We start from the raw sequence: 25952 nt of genomic DNA on the forward strand, positions 1-25952 counted from the left end.
ATGAAAACTCAGGGCAGTCTCATGATCTTCCGGCGCGCGCTCGCCTGTTGTGTACTGTGCTTCACCTCGGTGGCGGCCTGGGCGGAGGATATCGACCTGTTTGTCGGTACGCCGCCCAATTCGACGGATGCGCCGAACGTGTTGATCATTCTCGACAACACCGCCAACTGGAACACGCCATTCGATAATGAAAAGGCGGCGCTGGTATCGGTGATCAACGGCCTGACCGCGAACAAGTTTCGTGTCGGCCTGATGATGTTCACCGAGACAGGTGGTGGCGACAAGGGCGATGACGGCGCCTATGTGCGGGCTGCCATCCGCTTGTTCGATACGGCGAACAAGCCCAAGTACCAGGCTCTGGTAAACAGCCTGGACGTTGGGGGGGACAAGTCCAACGGGGGCAAGATCAGCAAGGCGATGGAGGAGGCCTGGCTCTATTACTCGGCCAGCGCGCCCAATTCGGGCAACAAGAAGGTGAAGACCGACTACGTCGGCAACGTCTCGGGCACCGCGTCCTCCAAGGCCATCTACGCCCTGGCTGGCAACGCTTTGCCATCGAAGGATGGCTCACCCTACGTCAGCCCCATCGTCGCCGGCTGCGCGAAGAATTTCATCATCTACATCAGTAACGGTGCGGCGCAGGACAACACCAACGATATCAAGCAGGCAACGGATGCACTGACCGCGGCCGGCGGCAATGCCACCGCGATTCCGATTTCCCCCAGCGGCTCCCAGGACAACGTGGCCGACGAGTGGGCGCGCTTCATGAAGAAGAGCAGTCTCGCCATTACCACCTACACCGTAGACATCAACAAGGATACCCAAGGGCAGGGGCCTGGCTGGACCGCGCTGCTCAAGAGCATGGCCAACGTCAGTAGCGGCAAGTACTTCGACGTGACTTCCAGCGGCACTCAGATCGCTGACGCGCTGAACGCGATCTTCTCCGAGATCCAGGCCACCAACAGCGTGTTCGCCTCGGTGACGCTGCCGGTCAGCGTCAATACCCAGAGCACTTACCTGAACCAGGTGTTCGTCGGCATGTTCCGGCCTGACACCGATTCCTTCCCGCGCTGGCCCGGCAACCTCAAGCAGTACAAGCTGGGCATGGTCGGCGGCGCGCTGAAAACAGTGGATGCCGACGACAGAAGCGCCATCAACAGCAGTACCGGATTCATCACCGAATGCGCGCGCAGCTTCTGGACGCCCAGCACCACCGACAACTACTGGGCGTTCAAGCCGCAGGGCGGCTGCCTCACAGTCACCGGGGCCGACGCTTCCAACTATCCGGATGGCAACATCGTCGAGAAGGGCGCCCAGGCCTATCGCCTGCGCCAAGGCGGCACGCGGACGGTGAAAACCTGCGCCGCCAGCGCCTGCACCACCCTGACCAACTTCAACACCGCCAACGGTACCGCCATCGGGCTGCTGGGCACGGCGAACACCACTGAACGCGACACCCTGATCAACTGGGCGCGGGGCGATGACAGCCAGGACGAGAACACCAACGCCAACCTGACCGAAGTACGCTCGTCGGTGCATGGCGACGTGGTGCATTCGCGTCCGGCGGCGGTCAATTACGGGACGGCGGCTTCGCCACAGGTGGTGGTCTACTACGGCGGCAACGATGGCCTGCTGCGGGCAGTCAACGGCAACCGTACCGCCGCCATCGGGTCGGTGCCGGCCGGTAGCGAAATCTGGTCGTTCATGCCGCCGGAGTTCTACCCCAACATCAAGCGGCTGCGTGACAACACCGTCACCATCGCCTTCCCCGGTCACACGACCGGGTCGCCGACACCGCTGCCCAAGGCCTACGGCATGGATGGCTCGGTGACCACGGTCCGGCAGGGCACCAGCACCTGGATCTACGCGGCCATGCGCCGTGGTGGTCGGGCGCTGTATGCCTTCGATGTCAGCACGCTGGCCAGCCCCAGCCTGAAATGGAAGATAGGCTGCCCGAACCTGACCAACGATACCGGCTGCTCCACCGACTACAGCGGCATCGGGCAGACCTGGGCCACACCGACCACCTTCACGGCAGCCGGCTACGGCAGCGGTGTCTCGACCATCCTGGCGATGGGCGGTGGCTATGACGCCTGTGAGGACGGCGACCCGAACACCTGCACCTCGTCCTCCAAGGGCAACCGGATCTACATGATCGATGCCGACACCGGGGCTGCGCTGAAGACCTTCACGACTGATCGTGGTGTCGTCGGTGACGTAACCATGGTGACCAACAGCAGCGGCCTGGCGGTCTACGGCTATGCTGCCGACCTGGGCGGCAACGTCTACCGGATTTCCGGGGTGGACGCCGTTTCGCCCATCGGAACGACCGCGCCGGCGAACTGGACCATCACCAAGATTGCCGCGCTGGGTTGCAATTCCGCTTCCAGCTGCACGGCAAACCGCAAGTTCCTCTATGGCCCTGAGGTCGCCGTCAGCAATGGGCAGTACGTCATCCTGCTCGGCTCCGGCGACCGCGAGAAGCCGCTGCTCAGCTACACCTCGGCCGCCAGCGTGGCGAACCGCTTCTACACCCTGCGCGACAACCCCACCGAGTCGACCTGGCTGACGTCCGAGAACGCCACCTGCGGCGCCAATGTGATCTGCAATGCGTCGCTGCTGGCCATCACCAGCACCGCCAACCCCAGCGACGCAGACCTCGCTGCGCACCCGAAGGGCTGGTACCTGGGCCTGGCATCGACCGAACAGGTGGTGACTTCGGCGTTGCTGCTGTTCGATACCATCATCTTCAGTACCCACACCCCGCAGGTCGCGACCACGACCAGTTGCGTCGGCCTCGGCACTGCGCGCAATTACAACATCAACTACCTGAACGCCTCGGCAACCGGCGATCGCTTCCAGGTGATTGCCGGCGGCGGCTTGCCGCCCTCGCCGGTGGCCGGTGTCGTGGTGCTCGATGACGGCACGCAGAAGCCCTTCATCATCGGCGGTGGTACGTGTGCCACCGACTCCTCGCTGCAGGGCTGTGAAGCGGTGCCGCCGACGTCCGGAACCCGGCCGAAGTCCTGGGTGTTCTGGGATATCGAGCGATAGGAGGGCGGCATCATGAAAGCAGTTTCCCGGCATGTGGACAGCGGTTTTACCCTGCTTGAACTGATGGTCAGCCTGGCGGTGCTGGCAATCCTGATCGGTATCGCCGTACCTTCGATGAGTGACGCGACGCTGGCCAGCAAGCTCAAATCCAGCGCCAACGATCTTGTGGCCGGCGTGGCGATGGGGCGCAGCGAGGCGATCAAGCGCAATGCGGTGACCAGCCTATGCGTGTCGAGCAACGGCACCAGTTGCGGCTCGGGCGGGTGGGAGCAGGGCTGGATCGTCATTTCCGGCTCGACGGTGATCCAGAAGCACGCCGCGGCCCCGACGGGGTTCAAGGTCACTTCCAACGTCGCCAAGGTCGACTTCCAGCCGACCGGCGTGGGCAATACCCAGGCGAGCATCACCGTCTGCCGCTCCGCTCCCAGCGCCGGGGCGCAGGAGCGGGTGGTGAGCGTCAGTGCCACCGGACGCGCCTACGTCAGCAAGACCACGACCGGGACCTGTTCCTGAGGCGATCAAAAATCGCAGGCAACAAAAAACCGGCCAGAAGGCCGGCTTTTTTGTGGGTTTCGACAGTTCAGCGGAACTGCCGAAACCATGTGGTGGTGCCCCGGGAGGGACTCTCAAGGCATCCTGAAAGGATCATAGGCTTCTATAAATTGTCATCAAGGCCGCGCCATTGCTGGCTTTGGCTATTTCATCCCGCATAGCCTTCCAGCGTCTTGGCGTAATTTCGTGCTACCGTTTACGCCAAATTTACGCCAAGGCGGGTGAGCGGTGGCAACGTATAGGAAGCGGAGCGGCGGGTGGCGTGTCGAGGTGGCCAAGAAGGGAGTGCGGGACTCTGGCACCTTCTCCACGAAGGCCGAGGCGGTTGCCTGGGCTACTCAGCGAGAGGCTGAGATTCTGGCAGGAGTGGGGAGCCCCAAAGGGGCATCGAACTCGACTCTGAAGGAGGCGCTGGAGAAATACAAGCTCGAGGTATCACCCAGCAAGGTTGGTCAGCGCTGGGAGGAGATCCGACTGGACAAGCTGATCAATGAACTGGAGTTCGTTGGTGAGCGCATGGTGGATGTTGGTGCCGAGCAGGTCGCGGCCTGGCGCGATATGCGGCTGAAGTCGGTGGCCACCTCAACTGTTCGGCGCGAGATGACGCTGCTGTCCAGCGTTTTCGAGCAGGCGCGGCGAGAATGGCGGTGGATCAAGTCAAACCCCGTGCGCGAGGTGAAGCGGCCGAAGAACCGACCGCCCAGGGACAGGCGAATTTCTGCTGCTGAGGAAAAGAAAATCCTCGACGGTCTTGGGTATGCAGAGGGTGAAGCTCCAGGCAGCAAGCTGCAGGAACTGGCCTATGCGTTCCTGATCGCACTGGAGACCGCCATGCGGCAAGGCGAGATTCTCGGCCTGTCCAGCGGCCGGGTAAACTTGCGGGGCCGATATGTGGAGCTGATCCATACCAAGAATGGCGACGCCCGCAAGGTTCCGCTGAGTTCGCGGGCCGTTGATCTGCTGAAAGTGATGGTCGATGCCGCTGGCGATCGCCAGGAGCTGTTCACTCTTTCATCCAAGTCGGCGGATGTCATGTTCCGGCGTGTCCGTGATCGAGTGAAGATTGAGGGCCTGACGTTCCATGACACCCGTCATGAGGCAACAACCAGGCTTGCCCGTAAGCTTGATGTGCTGGATCTGGCGCGGATGACCGGGCATCGTGATCCGCGCTCGCTGATGATCTACTACAACGCAACAGCCACCGAAGTGGCTAGCCGCCTGGATTAACTCCGGCGGCCTTTCGGCAGCTTGCTGCTGTTCTGCCGCGCCCACTTCTTTACGTCTACCGCGAACCAGCGTTTCATCGCCTTGACGGTGCCGCAGGGCTGAAGCGGTTCCGGGAAGTCAGGCCGTGTTGCGACCCGCTGCTCCACCGTAATCGGCGACAGCTTTAGGTATTCGCCAATCTCCTTGCTGGTCCACAGCTCATCCTCGGGTGCAATTTTCGGCCCGCTCAAGTACGCCACCAGGTCAACGATTGCCTTGGCCAGGTCTTGGTCCTGCTGTTTTTCCTCGATCATCCCCTGTTCCTCATCTCTTCGCATAGCGCCGGCCCAGGTAGTGCCAGCGCTTCGTCTTGTGTTCTGCTCGTTCCTGGCTGGTTGGCCAGCGTTGCCCTATTGCTCCGCAGGCTGTGCAGAGGATGTGCATCGGGCTAGTGAATACCCACTGATGCTCGTCTCTCCTGCACATCTCGGTAATTCGTTACGGCAGGGCGGCCAGTGCCGCCTTGAACTTGCGGACGGCTTCCAGATCGCCGGCCAGGCGCTCCCGGCTTTGCTCGGCTGCCAGTGCTGCATCCTCGAGACGGCGTGCCAGGTTTTTCATCTGCACCGCGAACTGGTCAGCCAGTTCCGCGAGCTCGCCGGCCAGTTCACCGAACATTTCGATGGAGTCGCCGACGGTAGGCGCGGTGGCTTGAGTGCTGGTCGGTGCCATTGTTTTCTCCTGGAGTGCGGATTGCGGCTGGCGGGTATCGACGCGACGAAACTGCCCGGGATTGGTCTCCTTGACCAAGCCTGCCTCTTTCAGCGCCTTCAGACAGCCGCGGAGCACGTGCATGTCGATGGTGCTGCGTGTCTGAGCGCGAAGCTGGGTAAGTATCTGGATCGGCTCCCAGTCATCCTGGATGGGCACGACCTCGAAGACTTTGCGCGCCACCGCTGAGGTGCCCTGCAGAAGCTGCTGTTGTTTGGCTGGAGTCATGTTGCCCCCTTGAAGGTCTTGCGCAGGTTGGCGGAGACAGCTCGCCCGCGCTTCTGTACGACCCTGGCCAGCTTGCGGCGGGAGTTATGGCTGTGGCTGGCCTGGCCAAGGAGGCCGAAGTAGCTGTTGGCCGTCTCGCGCAGCTGTTCTGCCGGCACGGTGCTGACCTGGCGCAGGGCGACTTCTACCGTGCGCGGCCGGGTGACACGCCGGTGCGGAAGTATCACTTGGCCCACGAAATCGATCCCGCGGGCGATGGTCTGGAGCACGGTCTTCGACGGGTTGAGCCGGGCATGCAGCTTGTCGGCCAGGAAGGCCTCGATCCGGTCGTGCCAGGTATTCAGCTGTTGGGGCGACTCGGCCAGCAGCACGAAGTCGTCGACGTAACGGATGTAATGCTTAACGCGTAACTGGTGCTTCACGAACTGGTCCAGCGCGTCGAGGTGCACGTTGGCGAAGAACTGCGACGAAAGGTTTCCGATGGGCAGACCCAGGTGCGCCGGCTGCGCGGTGAGCCGCTTGTGCTGTGGAACCCGGTTCAGCAGGCGGGTGGGGCTGCGGGTTTCGTAGTTGGTGCGCGGGTCGTGCCAGAGGATCTGCAGGGCAAGTGCCCGCCAAGCTGGCTCGGGGATGTGCGCGGTCAGCTGCTGCTCCAGCACCCGCTTGTCGAGGCTGACGAAGAAATTGGCCAGGTCGCACTTCAGGTAGTAGGCGCGGCGTTGCCAATTGCGGGTGATGCTGCGCACCTTCTTCTCCAGACGCTGGGCGCCGTAGAGGGTGCCGCGGCCCTTGATGCAGGCGCAGCTATCGGAAATGAACGAGCGCTCGATGCGCGGGCCGATGTGGTTGTACAGAAGATGGTGGACGATCCGGTCGCGGAAGTCAGCGGCCCACACCTCGCGGTGTTTCGGGTGCGTCACCACGAAGCAGATGGAGGCGCCTGGTTGGTAGACGCCGGTGTTCAGTTCGTTGAGGAGTTGCATGATGTTGCGCTCCAGGTTGAACTCGAATGCAAGGGCTGACTGGCTGTTGCGCTTGCTGCGCCGGCAGTCGTAATAGGCCTGCATGAGTGCCTCGATAGAAAAACCAGCATGGCCGCTTGTGTTGCCGTTCGATGCTGCGGACGGCGAAAGCGGGCCGGGCGTTGTCCTTGTCGTCGTTGTTCTGGTTGCCATCGTCGAAGTTCTGGATCCACGCGTTGTTCGGGCCGTTCTGCGCCAGGTCGTGCTATCTACGTCGCGCTGCCGAAGGCTAAGGCCGATCAGCGGCGAGACTGCGCGGGGCCTGCCGGGACGATGCCCGGCGGTTCCCCTGATGCGCATGACGGTGGCCTTGTGAGCCAGCGGCACGACCAGAATCAAAATCGCGCTGGTATGAGGGCCGTGGCGCTCATACGGCTGGCGATGCGGCGGCATTTCGTTTCCACCCAGTGGCCTGCCGGCCTATGTCGTCGGTGATCTGAATGGCCCGGCCGTGTTGGGCGCTACTGAGTAGCCCAAGGTCGACCGAGAGGCGCAGCATCAGCTCGACGACCTGGATGCGCTCCAGGATCTGCTGGATGTGTGCGACTCGTTCCTGGCTGCCGGCCGTGTTGGCGCGGAAGACCAGGATCGACACGTCGATGCACTCGTTGAGCACCTTCTCGCCAAGGGTGCGCTTGAAGTCGCGGCGCCATCCTTTGGAGAGGTCGGCCACAAGCCGCGCCAGTTCTCCGGAGCGCTTGTAGATCGGCAGGTGTTGGGCGATGGCCATGCTGGAAAACTCGCTTAGCTCGCGCTGCGCGCGAGGTTGGTTAGAGCGTTAAGTGGTGAAGGGATAACGATTCTGCGGACGGCGAAAGCGGGCCGGGCGCTGACCTTGTCGCCGTGGTACTGGTAGCCATCGACGAAGAGCTGGATCCACGCGTAGCCCGGGCCGCCCTGCGTGCTGGTAATCCACCAGCCCTTGCCCTCGAACTGCTCGGGGATGTTCGACCAGCACAGGTATGCCTCGGCTCGCGACGGCAGGTAGAGGTCGGCGTGGCCATCGGCCTGCTGCTCGGATGCCCACTTCGCGGCGGGATGGTCGGTGTCATCGGCGAGCAAGGCGCGGGTGTTGGCCAGGCCGTCGCGGATATGATCGGCGCCGGGGGTGCGCTGTCCGTACCCGCCGTAGATGATCGAATCGATCTGCGCGTGTTTCGGGGCGATCAAATGGTAGTCCGGCTCGCCGTTCTCGCCGCGGATCACGCCAACGTAGGTGCCGCCCTCGCCAGGCCACCATTGGCCAATGGCAGGCGGGGACGCGAAATCGTCGCTGGTGATCAACTCACCCGAGATGGCGGTGAACGATACCAGGCCGGTTTCCTGCTCCAGTACGTGGCGAGCGAGCTGGGCGTTGGTGGTGTTGAGCTTGGTGCTACCGATGGTCAGGGTGATTTCGTTCTGCATGGTCTGAACCTCAAAAATTTGAGCCGCCCGCGCGCTGCGCGCGCGGATGGGGAGCGAAGGGGTCAAGGGGTGACTTTGATTCTGCGGACGGCGAAAGCGGGCCGGGCGTTGCCCTTGCCGTCGCCGAGCTGGCCGCCACCGTCGAAGCGCTGGATCCACGCGCCGTACGGGCCGTGCTGCGTACTGGTCCAGTAGCTGCAGGCCTCCAGCGCTTCCTCGCCGCCTTCCTGGAAGATGGCGATGGGGCTCTGCCCGGGCGCCTGGTCGGTGTAGGGGTAGCCTGGCGGCAAGCTGCTGGGGTTTTCGCCGTCGCGGAAGCTGCACCAGTTCTCTTGGGCGGTGGGCTTGCAGGCGCGATAGACCAGTTCGTTTTCATCGCGGGCGCCCAGGTACCAGTCGTTGTGGCCGCCAATCAACAGGTCCAGCGCCCAGGCGGCCAGCTCCGAGCCGGCCTCGGCCATGGCGCGGGTGTTGGCCAGGCCATCGACGAAGCTGGTGGCGCCGGGGATCAGCAGGCCGCGCTTGCCCCAGTGGATCGGATCATGGAAGCCCAGTGCCTTGGGGGCGCGGATGAGGGCGAACCGCTCACCGTCAATCTGGAATTGACCTACATAGAAGCCGCCTTCGAACGGAGTGCCGATGACAGTGGGGATGGCGTTATTGGTCAGTGCATTCATGGGGTAGTCCTCAGATGTGGGCTGCGCGGTGGGTGCTGGAAAGCAGCCCCATCAGGCGGTCATGGAAGTGCCAGCGGGAAACGTGCGGGGACCAAAGGGTGATCCGGCCGGCGATGGGCTCGATGCCCTCAAGGCAACGCCAGGGCGCGGGATGTTCCGGCATCAGGTCGCGGCGCTCAGTGGCAAGTGCCACCAGGTCTGCCTGCTTGACGCAGGCAGGCAGCTCTTCGTCGATATCGAAGCGAGCGCAGATGGCCGACCAGATGCGCTTCTCCACCTCGCAGAACGCCGGCATGTGCTCCTTGAGGGGGCGGACCATGTCGCCGATATAGGCCTCGGTTGCGTCATGCAGTAGTGCGGCGAGCTGATGCTCGGGCGGTACAAGGTTGGCCACAATGACGCTGTGCTGAGCGACGGTGTAGTGCTCTTTGGTGTGCCCGTTGAAGCGCGCGATAGTGCCCAGGGCCTGCGCGATATCGCGCGGGTCGATCATTTCCGGGGTGGGTTCGAACAGGTCGAAGCGCTTTCCGCTCCAGGTGAGAATCCAGGTCATGCCGCGTTCTCCTGTGCTTCGGAGGCCTCGGCCGCGGCGATAGCGTCATGTACGCGGAGCGACAGACGCATGGCCATCGCGGCTGCGTCATTTGCCCAGGCAGCCTTATCGGTCGCGTTGAACTGGCGGAACAGATTGGCCGCGTACTGCAGCTGTCCGCTGATCTTCATGAGCTCGCCGGCGTGCTCCAGCGTCAGCGGGTTCGAGCGGCGCGAGTAGTGCGCGATGCGGTTGTCGCAGTCGAGCAGGAGCGCTTCCCGGTCTGCCTGGTGCTGGGTTTCCATGGCCTTGATCTTGTCGGCCTTGGCGGTGATGTCTTCGTGTAGGGCATCGATGTGAGTGCGGTAGCCGCGCTGCGCGTCTCCATACCCGAGGTCGTAGCCGTTGGACTGGGCGCGTAGGACGCCGATCCAGGCGACGATGAGGATCACCAGCATGGCGATCGCCATGGCTCCGATGATCATGTACTGAGTAGTCGTTTGCATGTGCTGTGTCCTCCATAGGGCCCGCCACCGGGAATGGATGTCAGAGTCCGGTGGCGGGGTATTGCAGGTGGTTAGGCGCTCGCCTCGTAGAGCGGAACCTCGCCGATGCCCTCGGCGATCTGCTTGCGCACGGCGCCGTAGGCTTCTTCGAGGACCTTGTCCGGGCGCACCAGCTCGAACCACATCACCAGGCGCTGATCGGCGATGCGGTAGCGGAAGCGGGCGGCGATCAGGAAGGCTTCACCGCCCAGGAACGGGCGAACGCCGATGTAGAACTGCTCGGGAATGTTCAGCTGGCCGGTGGCGCCGGCGCGGCCGTCGATCTCCTCGTTGTAGGTGAGCTGGATCTGACCGTTGTCCAGGCGCGTGCCCTGGCGGAAGCTGATGTTCTTCTTCGCTTCCAGGGTGCGGCTGATCTCCAGCATGTCAGCGGCGGACGGTGCCGTGGGCTGGTCGTTGGGCTGAACGATGTCGCGGACGTTGTCCTCGATGAATTCAGCGAAGCTGGCCTGGTCGAGCTTCTTGCGGTCGAAGGCCTTCCAGTTGCCCCACTCGACAGTGGTCGGGCATTTGTAGCGCGCGACATGGCTGCCCCAGGCCGGCTGATCCGGCAGGTGGTAGTCGATGACAGCGGTGAAGGTCAAGCCGGTGGGGCCGTTGCAGAAGACGGCGGTAGAGGGCTTGGCGAAGCGCTTCACGTAGTCGATGAAAGTCATCGCATCGAGCACGTTCAGGTTTTCACGGACGCGCGACGGTGCCGGGAGCAGGTGTTCCAGGTCGGTCAGTTCTACCGAACTGGGAACCAGGGCGACCGGCGTGGCCAGCGAGGGATGGTCGATCGGCTTGCCCAGGGACTGGGACAGGGCGACCAGTTGGTTCAGAAACTCTTGCATGTGCAGTGCTCCTTCTAGCGTTGGGTGTGGAGGGTTTACTCGCTGACTTGGCGCAGCTCAGGAGCGGGTTCAGAGTCCACGGTGCGAAGGCTGAGCTCCTGCTGGCGAGGGTCGCGGCGGGAAAGGTTGCCCTCGGGGGTGAGGAAGAACAGCGAGGTGCCGCGCGCGAGCACGGGCTCCTTGGATTTCACGTCGGCCTTGATGGTCATCTGGCCAGCGCCTTCGGGCTTGTAGGTCAGCTTGATCGTCAGCTCGCCGGCCTTGCCGGTGGCGCGGATCGCGTCGACCAGGCTGTGCTGGGTGTCGGTCAGCTCGTCCAGCAAGCCGCCGGTCTCCACGTCGCGGAGCGTGTCGATGAAAGGGCGTTTCGTCATGTGCTGTGTCTCTTCTATGGTGGTGGCGCGGTTATGCCGCCTTCTCGTTGAGGAACTCGGCGAGGTCCTCGAGGAAGACGACGGGTTTTTCACGGCGCGAGGCCGTCAGCTTGTGAGTGGCCAGGGCCACGTCGCCGCGGCTGATCAACTTGCGCAGGTGCTTCTCGGTCTGGATGTGGGAGAAGTACGCCTTGTGGACTTGGTCCAGCGTCAGGGTCGCGGTTCCCCACTGTTTGAACAGTTGCTCGAAGGTGGTCATTACTTCACCTGGAGCCATGGATGGGGTGCGTTGGGATCGGCTTTCAGTTCCCTGCTGCGCACCCGAATCGCATTGCTGATCAGGTCGAAGTAGCGCATCGACTGCTGCTCATCGAGGGCGCCGAGCGCGAGGGCCATACGCTGGGCTGCGTCGGCGATCATGGCGGCGGCGAAGACAGAGTCGGCGTGAGCGGCGCAACGAGCCCCGACCGCGTGAGCAGTCAGCAGGCGGTAGCCTTTGGGGGTCATGGTCAGACTCCTCGGCTCGCCGGCAGGCGAGCCTTCACGATATGCACCAGGCCTTCGATCGTTTTGCCGGTGGCCCGGAAGGCCACGTTCTCAGCCTCGTCGGTGATCACCGTGCCGAACGGCCGTACCGGGTCGGTCGTCAGCGTGACGTGCGGCAGCCAGCCGCGCGGGGTGACGGCGAGGAGTTCGGCATAGAGATTCGCCAGCTGGATGGCCTGCTCCGGGATGGCATGCAGGCGGCCGATGCACTCTTCCGCTGCATCCCGCACTGCTTCAGCCGGGTAAGCGGTCGGTGCCACCAGGTGCATGCCAACCAACTTCAGAGTGCCGACAGCGTCGGCGATGGGATTGGATTCGTTCATGCCACGTTGTCCTTGTGCAGGGTGACGGTGATCGCGATGCCCAGGCGCTTGGCCAGCCATGCGATGCCGTCCTCTGTCACCATCAGCACGCTGTAGTGGGCGTATTTGCCGATCTTCGGGTTCCAGCGGGAGCGAGGGTCCATGAACAGATGGCCGCGGCCGATGTGCTTGGCGGCGAGCGTGCCGTCTCGATTCATGTCCTGGTGCTGTCGGAGGTGATCGCGCAGGGCGTGTTCACCGATGCCCAGAACTGCGGCTGCTTGGCGGATATCCCGGTTCATGGCGAAGGCCTCAGGCTACGAGCTGGCTTTCGATGTGCTCGGTGAGGGCGGTGCGCAGGTCATTGGGCGAGCCGCTGACGATGTGCGTGCCGGCATCCGAGACGATGATCCCGGTGATGCGCTTGGTCCCTCGATGCACTGTGACCATGTGGCCGGTCGACAGTCGCTGGAACCCGCCGGCGTCGATCAACGTTTCCAGGTCTTCCGCATCGCAGACAGGAATAATGGGCGCGGCCAGCGAGGAAATGCTCGGCTCACGGAGGCGCCCCGATTCGATTCGGCCGTTGGCCATGTCTTCGATGAAGTTGCGCAGGCGGAGGTGGTTCGACAGGAGTGCGCTGTTCAGCAGGATTTCACCGGAGTAATCGCCGACGACCACCCGCGCGCGAGTATTGCGGCCCTCGTCGGTGACATTGAGCGAGGCGGTAATACGCTGATCCAGGCGCTGCAGCGGGCAATCCATCTTGCCGCCGTAGTTGACCAGCTGATGGATCAAGTCGTGCTCAGGAAAGGGGATGCGGAAGTCGGTCATGCGGCACCTCCCCAGGGGCCGCCGTCCGTTTCATCGGAGCGGTTCGGCTTGGCCAGGCGGGCGCAACGGGATGTGGTAACGATCACCAGCAGCCCGGTCTTGGCCTGGATGGCTTCGACTGCTGCTCGGCTGGTGGCCGCTGCCGGGTGCAGGAGCACCAGGCAGGGGGCTTTATTGGCGTGCTGTGCCGTTTGCATTGCTCGTACTCCAGGGGTCAGAGATGGGTACGAAGCAAACGATACGACTATGAATTGGTTGTAGTCAATCCATTTATGAATTATTCGATGGCGATCGTTCGCCGCCGCCTTCTATTCATCCAGGAGCCGGTCACAACACCGCAGATTTCAGTCCCCTCTGGAACGTGGATGATCCTATTTGGGAACTCGGGGTTAAGGGCGAGAAGGAAGGTGCCGTCTTCACTGACCTGCAGGCGTTTGAACGTGGCTTGTCCGTCAGGGGTTCTTGCAACGATGTCATCATCATGTAGAGCCTCCAGTTGGGGCTCAACCAGAATCAATTCACCTGGCCGGTATTCTGGGAACATGCTGTTCCCGCGAACCTCAAGACAGAATGCGTTGCTGCTGTGAGGAAATGGGCAGTCCAGCCACTCCTCGGCATAGCCCGGTTCAAACAAGTCAATCGCCTCGCTCAGGGTCCCTGCTTGGACCCAGGAAATCCGAGGGACGCGGCCTTTAATGGCGGGTCCTTCCGTCACATTGTTGTCGAATTCTGCGTTCAGCTTTCCCGCAAGTAGATCCGCCCCGTCAAGACCCATAGCCTTTGCGAGCTTCATTACGTTGTCGATGCGCGGGCTCTTGGCATCGCCAGCCAGTATCCGGTGGGCTGTGGGCTGCGGTACGCCTGAGCGTCGGCCTAACTCGCCCTCTGACCACTCAAGTTCCTTGAGCTTCTCGGATAACAATCGACCAATCAGTTGCCCTGATACGGCCATTTGGAGGTCCTTATACCTAAATGAATAATTCAGGATTGTATTGCCCTTGGTCATTCACCCGCGTATGATCGCGTGTAATTCATTTGTGAATTGATTGGGCCCTGAGATGACTATCCGCGACATGATCGAGGCGCTGGTTAAAGGCGGGATGAAGCAAGGTGCAATCGCCGAGGCTGTTGGCGTGAGCCAGCCGACTATCCACCGCGCTCTGCACGGCGCCGACGTCCTGTACGCCACTGGCAAGAAGATCGAAAGCCTCTACGAGGCTCGGTGTGGGCAGCCCAAGGCTGCCTGAAGGAACCCTTTTTCCAAAGGGGCCGGCGCGGGACTCTGACCTCCCGCGCCGGCGGGTTGCTAGACAAGGGCTCTGACCCCCTTGGCTGGCTTACGACGACACAGCACATGCATCGGTCGTGGTCATAGAGTAGGGCGTGCCCAGCTCGATGGCTACACCGTAAAGGGAGCATTTACGGTTATGAGCCGCAAAGACCTATTGCCGAACGCCGGTCCGGTGTTCAGCCTCCGTGAAGCACTCTATCGCGCAGGCCGCGATTACAAGGGCGGTCTCACCTCCCTTGCCCATGGCATGGTCCTGTCCTACGAGGATCTCCAGAAGAAGCTCAAGCTCGATGAGGAACGGCGCTGGCTGAACCCCGACGAGCTCGAGGACCTCATCCGCCTCACCAATGACGATCGTCTTCTGGATGCCCTGATGCGTCCGGTAGGTGCTGTCTGGTACCGGCCGGTTCCGGTCGAGGCCACCGGTGAGGCTCTGAAAGCTGTTGGTGATCTGCTCCAGCGTGAAGGCAAGTTCGTGGGCAGCTTGCACAACGGCGCCTCCGACAGCGTATGGGAGCCGCACGAAGTCGCGGACCTGGAATATCACGGCGCGAACGTCATTCGCGCGATCCTCGGCATCATGGCCGGTGCTCGTCAGGCGATGGAAAAACGCCTGGAGGAGAAGGGCCATGACTGACCTGCTGGATATGGCCAACGAGCAGGAGGAGAACCGACTGCAGGGCATCTTGGCCGCCCGGAAGCGTCCGGCGCCGGCATACACCGTCAGCGCAACTCATTGCGACGACTGCGGCGCCGAGATTCCTTCGGCGCGACGTCTGGCGGTGCCCGGGTGTGAACTCTGCATCGATTGCCAGACCCTGCTGGAGAAGCGCCGTGGCTGACAAGCTGGAGCTGAGTGTCAGCGATCTCTGGACGCTGTTGCAGTACCTCTCCGCTGATAGCCGGGAAGCCTGGGTAGCGGTGGGGATGGGCGTAAAGGCCGAGTTCGGTGAAGAGGGCTTCGATGCCTGGGACCACTGGAGTCAATCCGGTACCGGCTACAAGGCCGCCGATGCTAGGACGGTCTGGCGTTCCTTCCGTAAGTCGGGAACCGGCTTCGGTACCGTGGTCAAGATGGCGCGGGACAATGGATGGGAGCCGGAGAAGAAGGAGCTGTCGCGCGAGGACAAGCGTCGGTTTGCCCAGCAGCAGGAAGAGCGCCGGCAGCGGCGGCAGGCCGAGCTGGAAGCGGACGAGGCGCGGCTGCTGGTGATGCGACAACAGGTGGCCGCAGCTTGCGGGTGCATTCTGATGGAGCACTGCCAGCCGGCCGGCAACAGCCCGTATCTGCAGCGCAAGAAGGTCGGGGCATACGGCGTTGCCTTCCTGCGGCACACGGTGGTGCTGGAGATCGACGACCAGGCTGAGCGCTGCCAGCTCTGGGTTGGCGCAGATGCGCAGCATTACCTGACGAACCTGCCGAAGCCGCGGCCCGACCATCTCTCGATGTTGGTGATGCGGCGCGGTGATCTGGTCATTCCATTGCGTGATGCCGATTTCACGCTGCATTCGCTGCAACTGATCAACGACCAGGGCAAGAAGCTGTTCCCGAAGTACGGCCGCAAGGCTGGGCTGTTCCATCTGCTGGGAGACTTGGCCGGTGCGAAGTGCGTGGCTGAGGCGGAAGGCTACGCGACGGCGGCCAGCGTGCATGAAGCCACCGGTTGGCCGGTGGCAATGGCTATCGACTCCGGGAACTTGCCCGGCGTCGCGGCGGCGCTACGACAGTTGGCTCCGGATGCCTGCCTGGTGATCGCCGGGGATGATGACCCCACCGTTACGGGAAACCCGGGAAGGGTCAAGGCGGAGACCGCGGCGAAGAGTTGCCGCGGCGTTGCTGTCTTCCCGGCCGGAGAGCCTGGTGCCGACTGGAATGATCTACATGTTGCCCAGGGCCTGGAGCTGGTTCGCGAGCAGCTGGCGGCAGCGGCGGACTCGGCCGTTGTACCCCATGTTCCGCCTGCGGCTGGCGATGAAATTGACTACGAGGCGGGGCGCGAGCCGGAGCATGGGGTAGAGGAGGGTTGGACCCAGCTGCTGCGCCGAAACGACAACGGCGGCCTGCTGCCGGAGTTGGCGAACGCCTTCCTGATCCTCGCCAACGCGCCCGAGTGGAAAGGGGTGCTGGCGTACAACGAATTCGCGGATCGCATCGAGAAGGTGAAGCCGCCGCCGGTGCCGGATGGTGCGCGAGGCCCATGGCAGGACGTAGATGCGAGCAAGACGCTGGTCTGGTTGCAGATGGTCTGGGGGCTGCGGCTGCGCAGCAGTTCCATCGCGGACGAGGCGGTGCGCATGGTGGCGTGGGACAACCGCTATCACCCGGTGAAGGAGTTCCTCAACGTGCTGCAGCCATGGGACGGCGAAGCGCGGTTGCCGGCGCTGATGCAGACGGTCTTCGGGGCGGATGCAAACGCCTATACCGAACACATCGGGCAGTCGCTGCTGGTGTCGGCGATCGCGCGGGTTCTGCGGCCCGGCTGCAAGGTTGATGAGATGGTGGTGCTGGAAGGCGGCCAGGGCCTTGGCAAGTCGACGTGCGTAGCCGAGCTGTTCGGCAGTGAGTGGTACCTGGAAACCAGCGAGCCACCAGTAAACAAGGACTTCTATGTCACGATGCAGGGCAACTGGGTGGTGGAGATCGGCGAGATGCAGTCTTTCTCCAAGGCCGATATCAACCAGGTGAAGATGGCCATTACCCGGCGCGACGACAAGTACCGGGCGCCCTATGACCGCCACGGCAGCAGCCACCCCCGGCAGTGCATCTTCATTGGTACGACGAACGCTGATGCCTACTTGGGCGACCCCACCGGGGCGCGACGATTCCTTCCGGTGCTCTGCCGCCAGGCAGACGTGGGGTATGTGCGCCATTGGCGCCCGCAGCTGTGGGCGGAAGCGCTGCACCTCTATCAGACGGGATTCCAGTGGTGGGCCTACCCGAAGGACCTGGCCAAGGAGGAGCAGGATGCGCGCTATATGGAAGACGCCTGGGAGGAGGTGGTGCTCGAGTACCTGGAAGGCAAGGCGCCGCACTTGCACTACCCGAGCGGCCACCAGGGTCGGATCAACGAGGTCACGGTGATGGAGTTGCTCCGGCATGCTCTGCGCATCGAGATCGGCAAGATGAACAAGCCAGAGCAGAACCGCGTGGCGGCCATCCTCTGCCGGCTGGGCTGGACAAAGCTCAATCAGAAGAGGGTGAACGGGATCCGCATTCGCCCCTACATGCGCCCGGCGGCCGACGAGTCGAGGGCTGCCGCATGAGCGTCACTGCCGTCACATCTCACCGTCACAGCCAGGCTCAAGAAAATTCCTTTGAAATCAGGAGTGTCACAACCGTCACAACCGTCACAACGGGATTCCTCACGCATATACGCGCGCTCCTGTGCGCGCACGCGCATCCTGTGTTCATTCTTTACGTTGTGACGGTTGTGACAGTAGTGACAGCCACGACAGGAGCGGGTTTCAACGTCACCACCATCAGTCACCACGTGTCACAACGGGTTTTCATCGTGCAGAGCGGAGTTCAGCCATGATCGATGCAGTTGAGGAAGTGATGCGCCATTGGGGGGAGCAGGTGCGCAAGGCGGGGAGTGCGGGTGGCCTGCCCAGTACGATGGCCACGATCATGGAGTACGGCGGCTGTGCGCCGCGAGGCGGTGTGTATGGCGCGCGGGTGCTGATGGCCGGTGCCGGGCCGGATTTCCTCGCCAGCGAAGTTGAGGCTGCATTGGGTTGCGTGGAGCGTTCCGAGGGTGGATCAGCGCTGATTGCGCTGGCGTCGATTCGCTATCTCCATGCGAGCGATCTGACTCTCGATGCGCAGGTGCGCCACCTCGGCCTTGGATATGGCTCTGCCGGGCGCTCTGCCTACTACCGGAGTCTTGATCGACTGCACCACCTGGTGGGTGCTGAACTGCGCGCCAGGCAGCGGAGAGGAAAGGCGCGGGCGAAGGAGTCGATGCGTGGTGGTGATCGCCTGCGGAAGACCTCTCTGGAGCAAGCCAAGAGTGCCCATAGGGCGCGCGGCGTTGAGTTGATCGGCAAGAATGTTAATGACCGCTCGTCGGGGCATATGGCGCCGATGGGCGCCGGTCAGGTGCCGAACGGCGCCGAAGCGAACTAACCGAAAACCAGGGCTTTTCGTTACGCAAATCGGGGGGTAAAAAGTCGTCACGATGTTAAGAGTCCGTTAACGGGACTCACCCACCGAGCACGTGCTGTGCGCCCCGCCTTGGAGCTCTGCCCAGGCACCGAAAGCCCCTCGCATGAGGGGCTTTCCTTTTTGCAGGAGTTCGGCCCGGCTCAGGGCCTAAGTCGGTAGTGGCGTGTCGCATACCCGTGCGGTCACTGCGGCGCAACGCGATGAGAGGCGGAGGTACGCGACTCAGCGAGCCCGCCCGAACAGCCCGAGATGAGCACGGGTCTCCTGCTCCACTTCTTGAGGACTGGGCCGCAGAGCCTGGCCTTCTCATATCTGCGCTTGCGATTGCAGGCCCTAAGGGGAGAACACCATGGCCGAGCCGAGTAGTGGGGCTGCGGTGGGGACTGCCGTGATCGGACTTGGCGCTGCCTCGCTGCTTCCCGGAGTTGATCTGAATGCCGTGATAGGCGCCTTCGCCGGAGCGCTGTTCTTCGTGCTTTGGGCGCGGGACGTCACTGCGATTGCCCGGGTGGGCTATCTGCTTGTCTCCTGGATCGGCGGCTATTACGTCGCCGCGGAGGCCGTAGGCCGGGCATGGACTGCTTACTCAGGGTTGCCTGCGCTTGTTGCTGCGGCCCTGATCGTGACGGTACTGATCGGTGCGTTGGAGTGGATGAAGGGTGGCCAGGCGCCGGTCTGGCTGCGTATCGCATACCTCCGAATGCTCCGAATGTTCGGAGGCCCGAAAGATGGCAGTTGATCTGGTTACCCTGGTGGCGGCGCTGGTGTGCGGTGCGATCTGCGTACGGATCGTGACGTATCGCCGCGGCGGTGCAAGCTACCGACTCGGCGTTTCCTTCTGCGCCTATGTGCTGGCGGCCGGAACCGGAGCCCAGGCGATGCAGATCGCCTTCGGGGCCCTTCTGGCCCGGCCGGTGCCTTCTGTTACTCCCTGGATGCTGGTGGTGCTGCTGGTGGTGCTGGTCCTGATAGTCAGGTCTCGCGGCAATGTGGCGCGCATCTGGGAACTGACCTGATGGCCTGCAGACGCTGCGAAGAGACCAGGGCCTACATCCTGGCAAATCTGAGGATGATGTATGAGCGAGCAACCCTGCGAAAACGAAAAGCCTCTGCTGGTGGTGAAGCTGGACCGGTTCCTGACCAAGGAGCAAACCGAGGCGTTCACAAAGGCAGTTGACCGCGAGGCTGGGCGCTTGGGCATGAATTCCCTGCTGCTGACCTGCGGAGCGGATGCACACATCGAGCAAGACCTGCGCCCGGTGCTAAGCGATCTGCTCGCCGAGCAGCGCAACACCAACCGGCTGTTGGTCGCTCTGGTCGAGGCGATGGCGTATGAGCCGGAACATGAGCTGAGCACTGACGTGGTGGTGCAGCGTGATCTGTCCGGTAAGCCGATCAGGTTGCCGCCACCACCTGGTGCCAGGAATGGCTAAGGTCCAGACCCTGAAGCCCAAGCTGCAGCAGGTCGGTTCAAAGCTGAAGGCCACGGCCAACACCAGCGAGCGCCGCATGACGGGCAGCAGGTTGCAGCGTCGGCGCCATCGCTTGTGGTTGGCCTCTCCTCACTGCGCTGAGTGCGGCGCGATGGTGGCCTACCCGAGTGGCTTCGAACTGGACCACAAGGTCCCGCTCTACTTGGGCGGGGCGGACACGGAGGAGAACTGCCAGATCCTCTGTTGCGGGCCAGGCAGCTGCCACGAACGCAAGACCAGGGCTGACGTCAGCTTGGCCTGACCGCGCGGAATATTCCTCGCGCGGCGGAAATTCACGGGAATGGGGAGGGGTGGGGCAAAACTTCGAAAACTCGGAGCACAGGAAACCTCGCCCCCTCTCACGCGCAGAAAATTCCCCCTTTAACGGATTCTGTTAAGCCATGGCGTTAACTGAACAGCAACGCAAATTCGCTGAGGCACGGATGGAGGGCCTGTCGATCAGAGAATCGGCAATCTCCGCCGGCTGCCCGGAGAAGAGCGCGTCTCAAGCTGGTTCGCGCCTGGAGAAGCACCCGAACGTGCTGGCCCACCTGGCCAGGCTGAAGAGCATCGAATCCGAGACTGTTCCAGGAAGTGGCCGCGATGCTCCGCCGGCCGGTGTCAGCCTGGGCGATGAGTTCTACGACGACCCGAAGGACCTGCTCAAGCAGGCGATGAACGATCGGCGCCTCGATGCGAAGACCCGTATTCAGGCGGCTGTCGCCCTGCTGCCGTTCGAGCACCAGAAGCTCGGCGAGGGCGGCAAGAAGGATCAGAAACAGCAGGAAGCTGGTCATGTGGTGAAAGGGCGTTTTGCTCCGGCTGCGCCTCCATCGCCCCAAATGAAGCTGGTGAAGTGAAATGGACTGGAGCACTGCGTGCCCTGATTGGGCAGACCGGCTGCTGTCCGGGAAAAGCCTGATTCCTCCACCAATCTTCGAAGACCAGGCCGAGCAGGCACTGACGATATTCAAGCAGCTGTGCGTGGTGGACATCCCGAAGGTCTGGGATGAGGCCCTCGAGCGCGAGCGTTACCAGACCTTCGGCGAGTGCTGCGAAGAGTGGGTCTTTGACTTCGTCGCCGCGATCTTCGGTGCCTACGATGCCGAGACGGGTCGCCAACTGATTCGCCAGTTCTTTCTGCTGATCAGCAAGAAAAACGCGAAGTCGACGATTGCTGCGGGGATCATGCTGACGGCCGTCATCCTGTGCTGGCGGGAAAACGAAGAGCACCTGATCCTCGCTCCCACCAAGGAAGTAGCTGATAACTCGTTCAACCCTGCCGCCGGCATGGTGCGCGCGGATACTGAGCTGACCGCGCTGTTTCATGTGCAGGAGCACACTCGCACTATCACCCACCGCATATCCCGGGCGAGCCTGAAGGTCGTCGCGGCAGATACCGACACGGTGTCCGGAAAGAAGTCGGGCAAGATCCTGGTGGACGAGCTCTGGGTCTTTGGCAAGCGTTCCAGCGCAGACGCTATGCTCATGGAAGCCACCGGCGGCCAGATTTCGCGGCCGGAAGGTTTCGTGATCTACCTCTCGACGCAGAGCGACGAGCCGCCGGCGGGTGTATTCGCGAGCAAGCTGCAGTATTTCCGGTCGGTACGCGACGGCGAGGTGAAGGACCAGAAGTCGCTGGGGATCATCTACGAATTCCCAGCGCCGATGATTCAGGCCAAGGCCTACCTGAAGCCTGAGAACTTCCACATCACCAACCCCAATGTGGGGCGTTCGGTAAGCCGCGAATGGCTCGAGGACAACCTGGCGCAGCGCCTTCGCGGCGAAGAGGGTGAGCTGCGGAAGTTCCTGGCCAAGCACCTCAACATCCAGATCGGGATGAACCTGCGCGAAAACCGATGGGCAGGTGCGGACCATTGGGATGCTGGGGCAGACAGAACGCTGACGTTGGAAGAGTTGATTCGTCGATCAGAAGTTGTCGTCGCCGGTATCGACGGCGGTGGCCTGGATGACCTCCTGGGGTTGTCGCTGGTGGGCCGCGAGAAGGGCACGCGACGCTGGCTGCACTGGGCCCATGCCTGGGCACACAGGATCGTGCTGGAGCGCCGCAAGGAGATCGCCACCCAGCTCCTTGAGTTTCAGGCTGACGGCGACCTGACCATTGTCGATTTGCCGGGGGACGACGTATTCGACCTGGCCGACATTCTCTGCCGTGTGAAGGACGCTGGCCTCTTCCCTGAAAAGAGCTCGATTGGCGTGGACAACGCCGGTATCGGCGACATCGTCGACGAGCTGACCACCGAGCAGCGTGGGTTCACCCTCGATGACATCGTGGGCATCAGCCAGGGGTGGAAGCTCAACGGCGCGATCAAGACCACGGAACGAAAGGTCGCTGGCGGCGAGTTCATTCATGGTGGCCAGCGCCTGATGGCCTGGTGCGTAGGCAACGCTAGGACCGTGCCGGTAGGCAACGCCATTGCGATCAACAAGCAAGTCAGCGGCACCGCCAAGATCGACCCGCTGATGGCGACCTTCGACGCGACCACGCTCATGGCGCTCAACCCCTCGGCTTGCGATGAGGGCGATTTCAACGACTTCCTGAAGGCACCGATCATCGTATGAAGCCCAAGACGAAGAAGCCGAGCCGGATCAAGGCTGCCGTGCTGGGCTGGCTGGGTGTCCCGGTCGGCCTGACGGACGAGACCTTCTGGAACCAGTTCGGCACCAACGTAGCCGGCCAGCAGGTCAACGAGTGTTCCGTCCTCAAGCTGTCAGCGGTCTGGTCGTGCACTCGGCTGATTGCCGAAACAATCTCGACCCTGCCGCTGGGCCTTTACGAGAAGACGAGCACCGGTCGCAATCCGCTGCCAAATCACCCGCTGTACAGCATCATCCACTCCAGCCCGAACGCAGACTCAACGGCATCGGTGTTCTGGGAGGCGATGGTCGTCTCCATGCTGCTACGCGGAAACGGATTCGCGGAGAAGAAGTTCCTCGGGGGGCGCCTTGTCGCCCTGGTGTTCCTGCCGCCATCCCGTCTGGCGATCACGAGGGACTCTTCGGGCAATCGCATCTATCGATTCACAGAGAAGAACGGCAAGCAGCGCGTCATTCCTGAGTCATCCATCTTCCGCATCCCAGGCTTCACCACTGATGGTGACTGGGGGCTGTCTGCAATTGAGTACGGGAGCCAGGTGTTTGGCTCTGCTCTGGCCGCCAGCAATGCCGCCAATAGCACCTTCGAGAAGGGCCTGGCGCCGACCGTTGCCTTCACCATGCAGCGCGTCCTCAACAAGGAGCAGCGCGCCGAGTTTCGCGAGAGCTTGGCCGAGGTCAGTGGCGCCATCAACGCCGGGAAGTCTCCTCTGCTCGAGGGGGGCATGGATGCCAAGACGATCGGCATCAACCCCAAGGACGCCCAGCTGCTGGAATCCCGCGCGTTCAGTGTGGAGGAGGTCTGCAGGTGGTTCCGCGTTCAGCCCTTCATGGTTGGCCAGTCAGAGAAGTCCACTACCTGGGGGACGGGCCTCGAGCAACAGATGATCGGCTTCATGACCTTCACGATCCTGCCCTGGCTCACCCGGATTGCACAGTCCATCTGCAAGGACCTGCTGTCGCCGGCCGATCAGAGAACGGTCTACGCCGAGCACAGCATCGAAGGAGTGCTGCGCGCTGACAGCGCTGGCCGCGCTTCCTTCCTGTCGACCATGGTGAACAACGGGATGATGACTCGCGATGAAGCTCGCGCGAAGGAGAACCTACCGCTGAAGGGCGGGAACGCTGACGTGCTCACCGTACAGACCGCGCTGATCCCCATTGACCAGCTTGGCAAGACCACCGCCGGCAACTGATCCAGAGGAAATCCCATGTCCATTCGAGCACTGCCCGCCGCGCGCGTGGGCGCGCCGGCGGCTGGCCTGCGTTTCGACCTATCGGCCCGCGCCATGGAGCGCTGGAACCCGGCGGTGCAGGCTGCCACCGAGCAAGACAACACCATCAGCATCCTCGACATCATCGGCCAGGACTTCTGGAGCGGCGAGGGCGTCACCGCCAAGCGGATCGCCGGTGCACTGCGCGCCATCGGTGAAAACGACGTGGTGGTGAACATCAACAGCCCAGGCGGCGACATGTTCGAAGGGCTGGCGATCTACAACCTCCTCCGCGAACACCCCGGCAACGTAACCATCAAGGTGCTCGGCATGGCGGCCTCGGCAGCCTCCATCATCGCGATGGCCGGCGACGAGGTGCAGGTGGCCCGCGCCGGCTTCCTGATGATCCACAACGCCTGGACCTGGGCCGCCGGGAACCGGCACGACTTCCGCGAATTCGCCGACTACCTGGAGCCCTTCGACGCCGCGATGGCGGATGTCTACGTGGCCCGCACCGGCCTCGATGCCAAGACCGTCGCCACGATGATGGACGGCGAGACCTGGATTGGCGGCAGCAAGGCGGTGGAGCAGGGCTTCGCCGATTCGTTGCTCGACTCCGACGAGGTCGCCGCCGGCAATGAGAAGCCCACCGCCAAGGCCGTGCGGCGCGTCGAGAACGCACTGCGCGCCTCCGGTATGCCCCGATCCGAGGCCATGCGCCTGATCTCCGAATTCAAAGCCAGCCTGAGCGACTCGGCTGGTAGCGGTGAGCGTGACGCCACCGACCCCGGCCGCAAGGCCACCCGGCTGCAGGTTGAACCCCTGTCGCGACTCGCTTACAAACCGCTCTCTTGAGGAAATACTCATGAAACGATTCAAACTCTCCGCACCGCTGGTCCTGGCGGTGATCGCTGTTGCGATGCTGATCCCTCTGGCGGTCGGCCTCGTCACTCCGATGACCAATGCGGTCATGGCTGGCAGCGCCCTCGCCAGCCTCACCGTCGTCGCCTTCAGCTCCCTGTTCATCGAGCCGGCGACCTACCCGCTCCGCGCCGCTCACGCGCAGTTCGGTCGAGCCGGCGAAGACACCGACATCGAGCGCGAGTATCGCCAGGTTCAGGCTGACCTGAAGACCGTCGGCGATGATCTGCGCAAGCATGCCGAGGCTGCCGAGAAGAACATCAACGCCCACGTCGCGCTTTCCGAAGAGACCAAGGCTTCGGTCGACAAGCTGCTCACCACCCAGGGTGAACTGAACGCCCGCCTGCAAGCGGCCGAGCAGCAGATCGTGAAGCTCGATGGCGGCAGCCGCGGCGATGACCGACAGGAGTCCGCTGGCGAGACCTTCACCAATGACGAGCGCTACAGCGCATTCGCCGCCCAAGCCCAGGCCAGCGGCAACTACAGCCTGACCGTCCCGGTCCGCGCTGCCATCACCAGCCTGCCCGGGTCCGCCGGCGATCTGATCCAGCCGCAGCGCGTCGGCATGGTGCAGCCGCTCCAGCAGCGCCTGTTCCTGCGTGACCTGCTGAACTGGGGCCGAACCACGTCGTCCTCGATCGAGTTCGTGCGTGAGACCGGCTTCACCAACAACGCCGCCCCGGTCTCGGAAAACCCGCAGAACCCGAAGCCGGAGTCGAACATCATCTTCGAGCTGGACTCGGCGCCGGTGGCAACCATCGCCCACTGGATTCGCGCATCCAAGCAGGTGCTGGCTGACGTGGCGATGCTGCAGAGCTACATCGACGGCCGCCTGTTCTATGGCCTGAAGCTGAAGGAAGAGCAGCAGCTGCTCAAGGGGTCCGGCGTTGGCCTGAACCTGAACGGCATCTACACCCAGGCCACCACCTACGCGAACCCTGGCGTGACCGTGGAAGGTGAAACTGCGATCGACCGTCTGCGCATCGCGCTGCTGCAGGTCACTCTGGCCGAGCTGGAAGCGGACGGCATCGTGCTCAATCCGGTCGACTGGACCAGCATCGAGCTGACCAAGGACCGCAACTATGGCTATGTCTTCGCAACCCCGACCGGCATGGCTGTTCCGGGTCTGTGGTCGCGGCCGGTAGTGGCGACCCAGTCCATGGACATCGGTGACTTCCTGGTGGGCTCCTTCCAGCAGGGCGCCCAAGGCTGGGATCGTGAAGACGCGAACATCACGGTCTCCACGTCCGACCGCGACAACTTCGTGAAGAACATGGTCACCATCCTCTGCGAAGAGCGCGTTGGCCTTACCGTCTACCGCGACGAAGCCTTCGTGAAGGGCGACTTCGACGGCCTGCCGGTGTCCTGA

34 protein-coding genes are annotated in these 25952 nt (G+C 62.9%); 17 read left to right on the forward strand and 17 right to left on the reverse strand.

The annotated features are described in order from the left end of the window. The 3 genes from AC2T4A_RS11070 to AC2T4A_RS11080 all read left to right on the forward strand — a co-directional run bounded on the left by AC2T4A_RS11070 (window position 1) and on the right by AC2T4A_RS11080 (window position 4833). Window positions 1–3054, forward strand: a complete 3054-nt coding sequence (locus tag AC2T4A_RS11070) for a pilus assembly protein (protein ID WP_486743298.1) — start codon at window positions 1–3, stop codon at window positions 3052–3054. Between the two features lie 12 nt (window positions 3055–3066). Beyond that, window positions 3067–3567, forward strand: coding sequence for a GspH/FimT family pseudopilin (locus AC2T4A_RS11075; protein WP_486743299.1), 501 nt, complete (start codon window positions 3067–3069; stop codon window positions 3565–3567). Window positions 3568–3876: 309 nt separating this feature from the next. Then, a complete protein-coding gene (locus AC2T4A_RS11080) occupies window positions 3877–4833 on the forward strand; it encodes a tyrosine-type recombinase/integrase (RefSeq protein ID WP_486743300.1) in 957 nt (318 codons plus the stop codon). Here AC2T4A_RS11080 and AC2T4A_RS11085 read toward each other — a convergent pair. From AC2T4A_RS11085 to AC2T4A_RS11165, 17 genes are all read right to left on the reverse strand, one after another. Continuing rightward, entirely contained in the window at window positions 4830–5126 is a 297-nt protein-coding gene (locus AC2T4A_RS11085; protein WP_301593392.1) for a hypothetical protein, read from the reverse strand. The two genes, AC2T4A_RS11080 and AC2T4A_RS11085, sit on opposite strands and share 4 nt — an antisense overlap. 184 nt (window positions 5127–5310) lie before the next feature. Next, entirely contained in the window at window positions 5311–5811 is a 501-nt protein-coding gene (locus tag AC2T4A_RS11090) for a hypothetical protein (protein WP_486743301.1), read from the reverse strand. Continuing rightward, window positions 5808–6878, reverse strand: coding sequence for an RNA-directed DNA polymerase (locus tag AC2T4A_RS11095; RefSeq protein WP_486743302.1), 1071 nt, complete (start codon window positions 6876–6878; stop codon window positions 5808–5810). The genes AC2T4A_RS11090 and AC2T4A_RS11095 overlap by 4 nt, the downstream gene beginning before the upstream one ends. Before the next feature lie 322 nt (window positions 6879–7200). Continuing rightward, window positions 7201–7563 carry a four helix bundle protein gene (locus AC2T4A_RS11100; protein ID WP_301593395.1) on the reverse strand — a complete coding sequence of 121 codons (363 nt, stop codon included), beginning with the start codon at window positions 7561–7563 and terminating at the stop codon, window positions 7201–7203. A gap of 14 nt (window positions 7564–7577) precedes the next feature. After that, window positions 7578–8240 (reverse strand): hypothetical protein, encoded by a 663-nt coding sequence (locus AC2T4A_RS11105; protein ID WP_486743303.1) that lies wholly within the window; start codon window positions 8238–8240, stop codon window positions 7578–7580. A 62-nt stretch (window positions 8241–8302) separates the two neighbouring features. Next, the gene (locus tag AC2T4A_RS11110) at window positions 8303–8917 is read right to left on the reverse strand and encodes a DUF1566 domain-containing protein (RefSeq protein WP_486743304.1); all 615 of its coding nucleotides are present in this window, start codon (window positions 8915–8917) and stop codon (window positions 8303–8305) included. Window positions 8918–8927: 10 nt separating this feature from the next. Then, window positions 8928–9470 (reverse strand): HD domain-containing protein, encoded by a 543-nt coding sequence (locus AC2T4A_RS11115; RefSeq protein WP_486743305.1) that lies wholly within the window; start codon window positions 9468–9470, stop codon window positions 8928–8930. Then, window positions 9467–9955, reverse strand: coding sequence for a hypothetical protein (locus AC2T4A_RS11120; RefSeq protein ID WP_486743306.1), 489 nt, complete (start codon window positions 9953–9955; stop codon window positions 9467–9469). Before AC2T4A_RS11120 ends, AC2T4A_RS11115 begins: the two co-directional genes overlap by 4 nt. Window positions 9956–10026: 71 nt before the next feature. Beyond that, window positions 10027–10848, reverse strand: a complete 822-nt coding sequence (locus AC2T4A_RS11125) for a YfdQ family protein (protein ID WP_486743307.1) — start codon at window positions 10846–10848, stop codon at window positions 10027–10029. 35 nt (window positions 10849–10883) lie between these two features. After that, window positions 10884–11222 (reverse strand): hypothetical protein, encoded by a 339-nt coding sequence (locus AC2T4A_RS11130; RefSeq protein WP_301593408.1) that lies wholly within the window; start codon window positions 11220–11222, stop codon window positions 10884–10886. A 31-nt stretch (window positions 11223–11253) separates the two neighbouring features. Next, window positions 11254–11481 (reverse strand): pyocin activator PrtN family protein, encoded by a 228-nt coding sequence (locus AC2T4A_RS11135; protein WP_301593410.1) that lies wholly within the window; start codon window positions 11479–11481, stop codon window positions 11254–11256. Beyond that, entirely contained in the window at window positions 11481–11729 is a 249-nt protein-coding gene (locus tag AC2T4A_RS11140) for a hypothetical protein (RefSeq protein WP_301593412.1), read from the reverse strand. The genes AC2T4A_RS11135 and AC2T4A_RS11140 overlap by 1 nt, the downstream gene beginning before the upstream one ends. Before the next feature lie 2 nt (window positions 11730–11731). Continuing rightward, on the reverse strand, window positions 11732–12091 hold the full coding sequence (locus AC2T4A_RS11145; RefSeq protein WP_486743308.1) for a hypothetical protein: 360 nt from the start codon (window positions 12089–12091) through the stop codon (window positions 11732–11734). After that, a complete protein-coding gene (locus AC2T4A_RS11150) occupies window positions 12088–12372 on the reverse strand; it encodes a phage antirepressor KilAC domain-containing protein (RefSeq protein WP_486743309.1) in 285 nt (94 codons plus the stop codon). The genes AC2T4A_RS11145 and AC2T4A_RS11150 overlap by 4 nt, the downstream gene beginning before the upstream one ends. Window positions 12373–12382: 10 nt before the next feature. Beyond that, window positions 12383–12904, reverse strand: coding sequence for a hypothetical protein (locus tag AC2T4A_RS11155; RefSeq protein ID WP_486743310.1), 522 nt, complete (start codon window positions 12902–12904; stop codon window positions 12383–12385). Then, entirely contained in the window at window positions 12901–13101 is a 201-nt protein-coding gene (locus tag AC2T4A_RS11160; protein WP_486743311.1) for a hypothetical protein, read from the reverse strand. Before AC2T4A_RS11160 ends, AC2T4A_RS11155 begins: the two co-directional genes overlap by 4 nt. Before the next feature lie 80 nt (window positions 13102–13181). Continuing rightward, on the reverse strand, window positions 13182–13910 hold the full coding sequence (locus tag AC2T4A_RS11165; RefSeq protein WP_486743312.1) for a LexA family protein: 729 nt from the start codon (window positions 13908–13910) through the stop codon (window positions 13182–13184). 52 nt (window positions 13911–13962) lie between these two features. On the opposite strand from AC2T4A_RS11165, the gene AC2T4A_RS11170 reads away from it, so the two are divergent. The 14 genes from AC2T4A_RS11170 (at window position 13963) to AC2T4A_RS11235 (ending at window position 25952) form a co-directional block, all read left to right on the forward strand. Continuing rightward, window positions 13963–14151, forward strand: a complete 189-nt coding sequence (locus tag AC2T4A_RS11170; protein WP_486743313.1) for a winged helix-turn-helix domain-containing protein — start codon at window positions 13963–13965, stop codon at window positions 14149–14151. Window positions 14152–14331: 180 nt separating this feature from the next. Further along, the gene (locus tag AC2T4A_RS11175; protein WP_486743314.1) at window positions 14332–14832 is read left to right on the forward strand and encodes a phage regulatory CII family protein; all 501 of its coding nucleotides are present in this window, start codon (window positions 14332–14334) and stop codon (window positions 14830–14832) included. Continuing rightward, entirely contained in the window at window positions 14825–15037 is a 213-nt protein-coding gene (locus AC2T4A_RS11180; protein ID WP_301593426.1) for a TraR/DksA C4-type zinc finger protein, read from the forward strand. The genes AC2T4A_RS11175 and AC2T4A_RS11180 overlap by 8 nt, the downstream gene beginning before the upstream one ends. Continuing rightward, window positions 15030–17459: a VapE domain-containing protein gene (locus tag AC2T4A_RS11185; protein ID WP_486743315.1), complete on the forward strand. Its 2430-nt coding sequence runs from the start codon at window positions 15030–15032 to the stop codon at window positions 17457–17459. Before AC2T4A_RS11180 ends, AC2T4A_RS11185 begins: the two co-directional genes overlap by 8 nt. 268 nt (window positions 17460–17727) lie before the next feature. Then, the gene (locus tag AC2T4A_RS11190) at window positions 17728–18321 is read left to right on the forward strand and encodes a hypothetical protein (RefSeq protein WP_486743316.1); all 594 of its coding nucleotides are present in this window, start codon (window positions 17728–17730) and stop codon (window positions 18319–18321) included. 388 nt (window positions 18322–18709) lie between these two features. Further along, entirely contained in the window at window positions 18710–19099 is a 390-nt protein-coding gene (locus tag AC2T4A_RS11195) for a putative holin (protein ID WP_486743317.1), read from the forward strand. Then, a complete protein-coding gene (locus AC2T4A_RS11200; protein WP_486743318.1) occupies window positions 19089–19376 on the forward strand; it encodes a phage holin family protein in 288 nt (95 codons plus the stop codon). Before AC2T4A_RS11195 ends, AC2T4A_RS11200 begins: the two co-directional genes overlap by 11 nt. Window positions 19377–19436: 60 nt before the next feature. Continuing rightward, complete coding sequence (locus AC2T4A_RS11205) at window positions 19437–19793, forward strand: hypothetical protein (protein WP_486743319.1); 357 nt, start codon at window positions 19437–19439, stop codon at window positions 19791–19793. After that, window positions 19786–20094 carry an HNH endonuclease signature motif containing protein gene (locus AC2T4A_RS11210; RefSeq protein WP_486743320.1) on the forward strand — a complete coding sequence of 103 codons (309 nt, stop codon included), beginning with the start codon at window positions 19786–19788 and terminating at the stop codon, window positions 20092–20094. Before AC2T4A_RS11205 ends, AC2T4A_RS11210 begins: the two co-directional genes overlap by 8 nt. Before the next feature lie 181 nt (window positions 20095–20275). After that, window positions 20276–20692: a terminase small subunit gene (locus AC2T4A_RS11215; protein ID WP_486743321.1), complete on the forward strand. Its 417-nt coding sequence runs from the start codon at window positions 20276–20278 to the stop codon at window positions 20690–20692. Between the two features lies 1 nt (window position 20693). Next, window positions 20694–22415 (forward strand): terminase large subunit, encoded by a 1722-nt coding sequence (locus tag AC2T4A_RS11220; RefSeq protein ID WP_486743322.1) that lies wholly within the window; start codon window positions 20694–20696, stop codon window positions 22413–22415. Then, entirely contained in the window at window positions 22412–23644 is a 1233-nt protein-coding gene (locus AC2T4A_RS11225; RefSeq protein ID WP_486743323.1) for a phage portal protein, read from the forward strand. The genes AC2T4A_RS11220 and AC2T4A_RS11225 overlap by 4 nt, the downstream gene beginning before the upstream one ends. Before the next feature lie 15 nt (window positions 23645–23659). Beyond that, window positions 23660–24517 (forward strand): head maturation protease, ClpP-related, encoded by an 858-nt coding sequence (locus AC2T4A_RS11230; protein WP_486743324.1) that lies wholly within the window; start codon window positions 23660–23662, stop codon window positions 24515–24517. A 10-nt stretch (window positions 24518–24527) separates the two neighbouring features. Further along, window positions 24528–25952 (forward strand): phage major capsid protein, encoded by a 1425-nt coding sequence (locus tag AC2T4A_RS11235; RefSeq protein ID WP_486743325.1) that lies wholly within the window; start codon window positions 24528–24530, stop codon window positions 25950–25952.

Source organism: Pseudomonas sp. PVC-3-1, assembly GCF_057444315.1.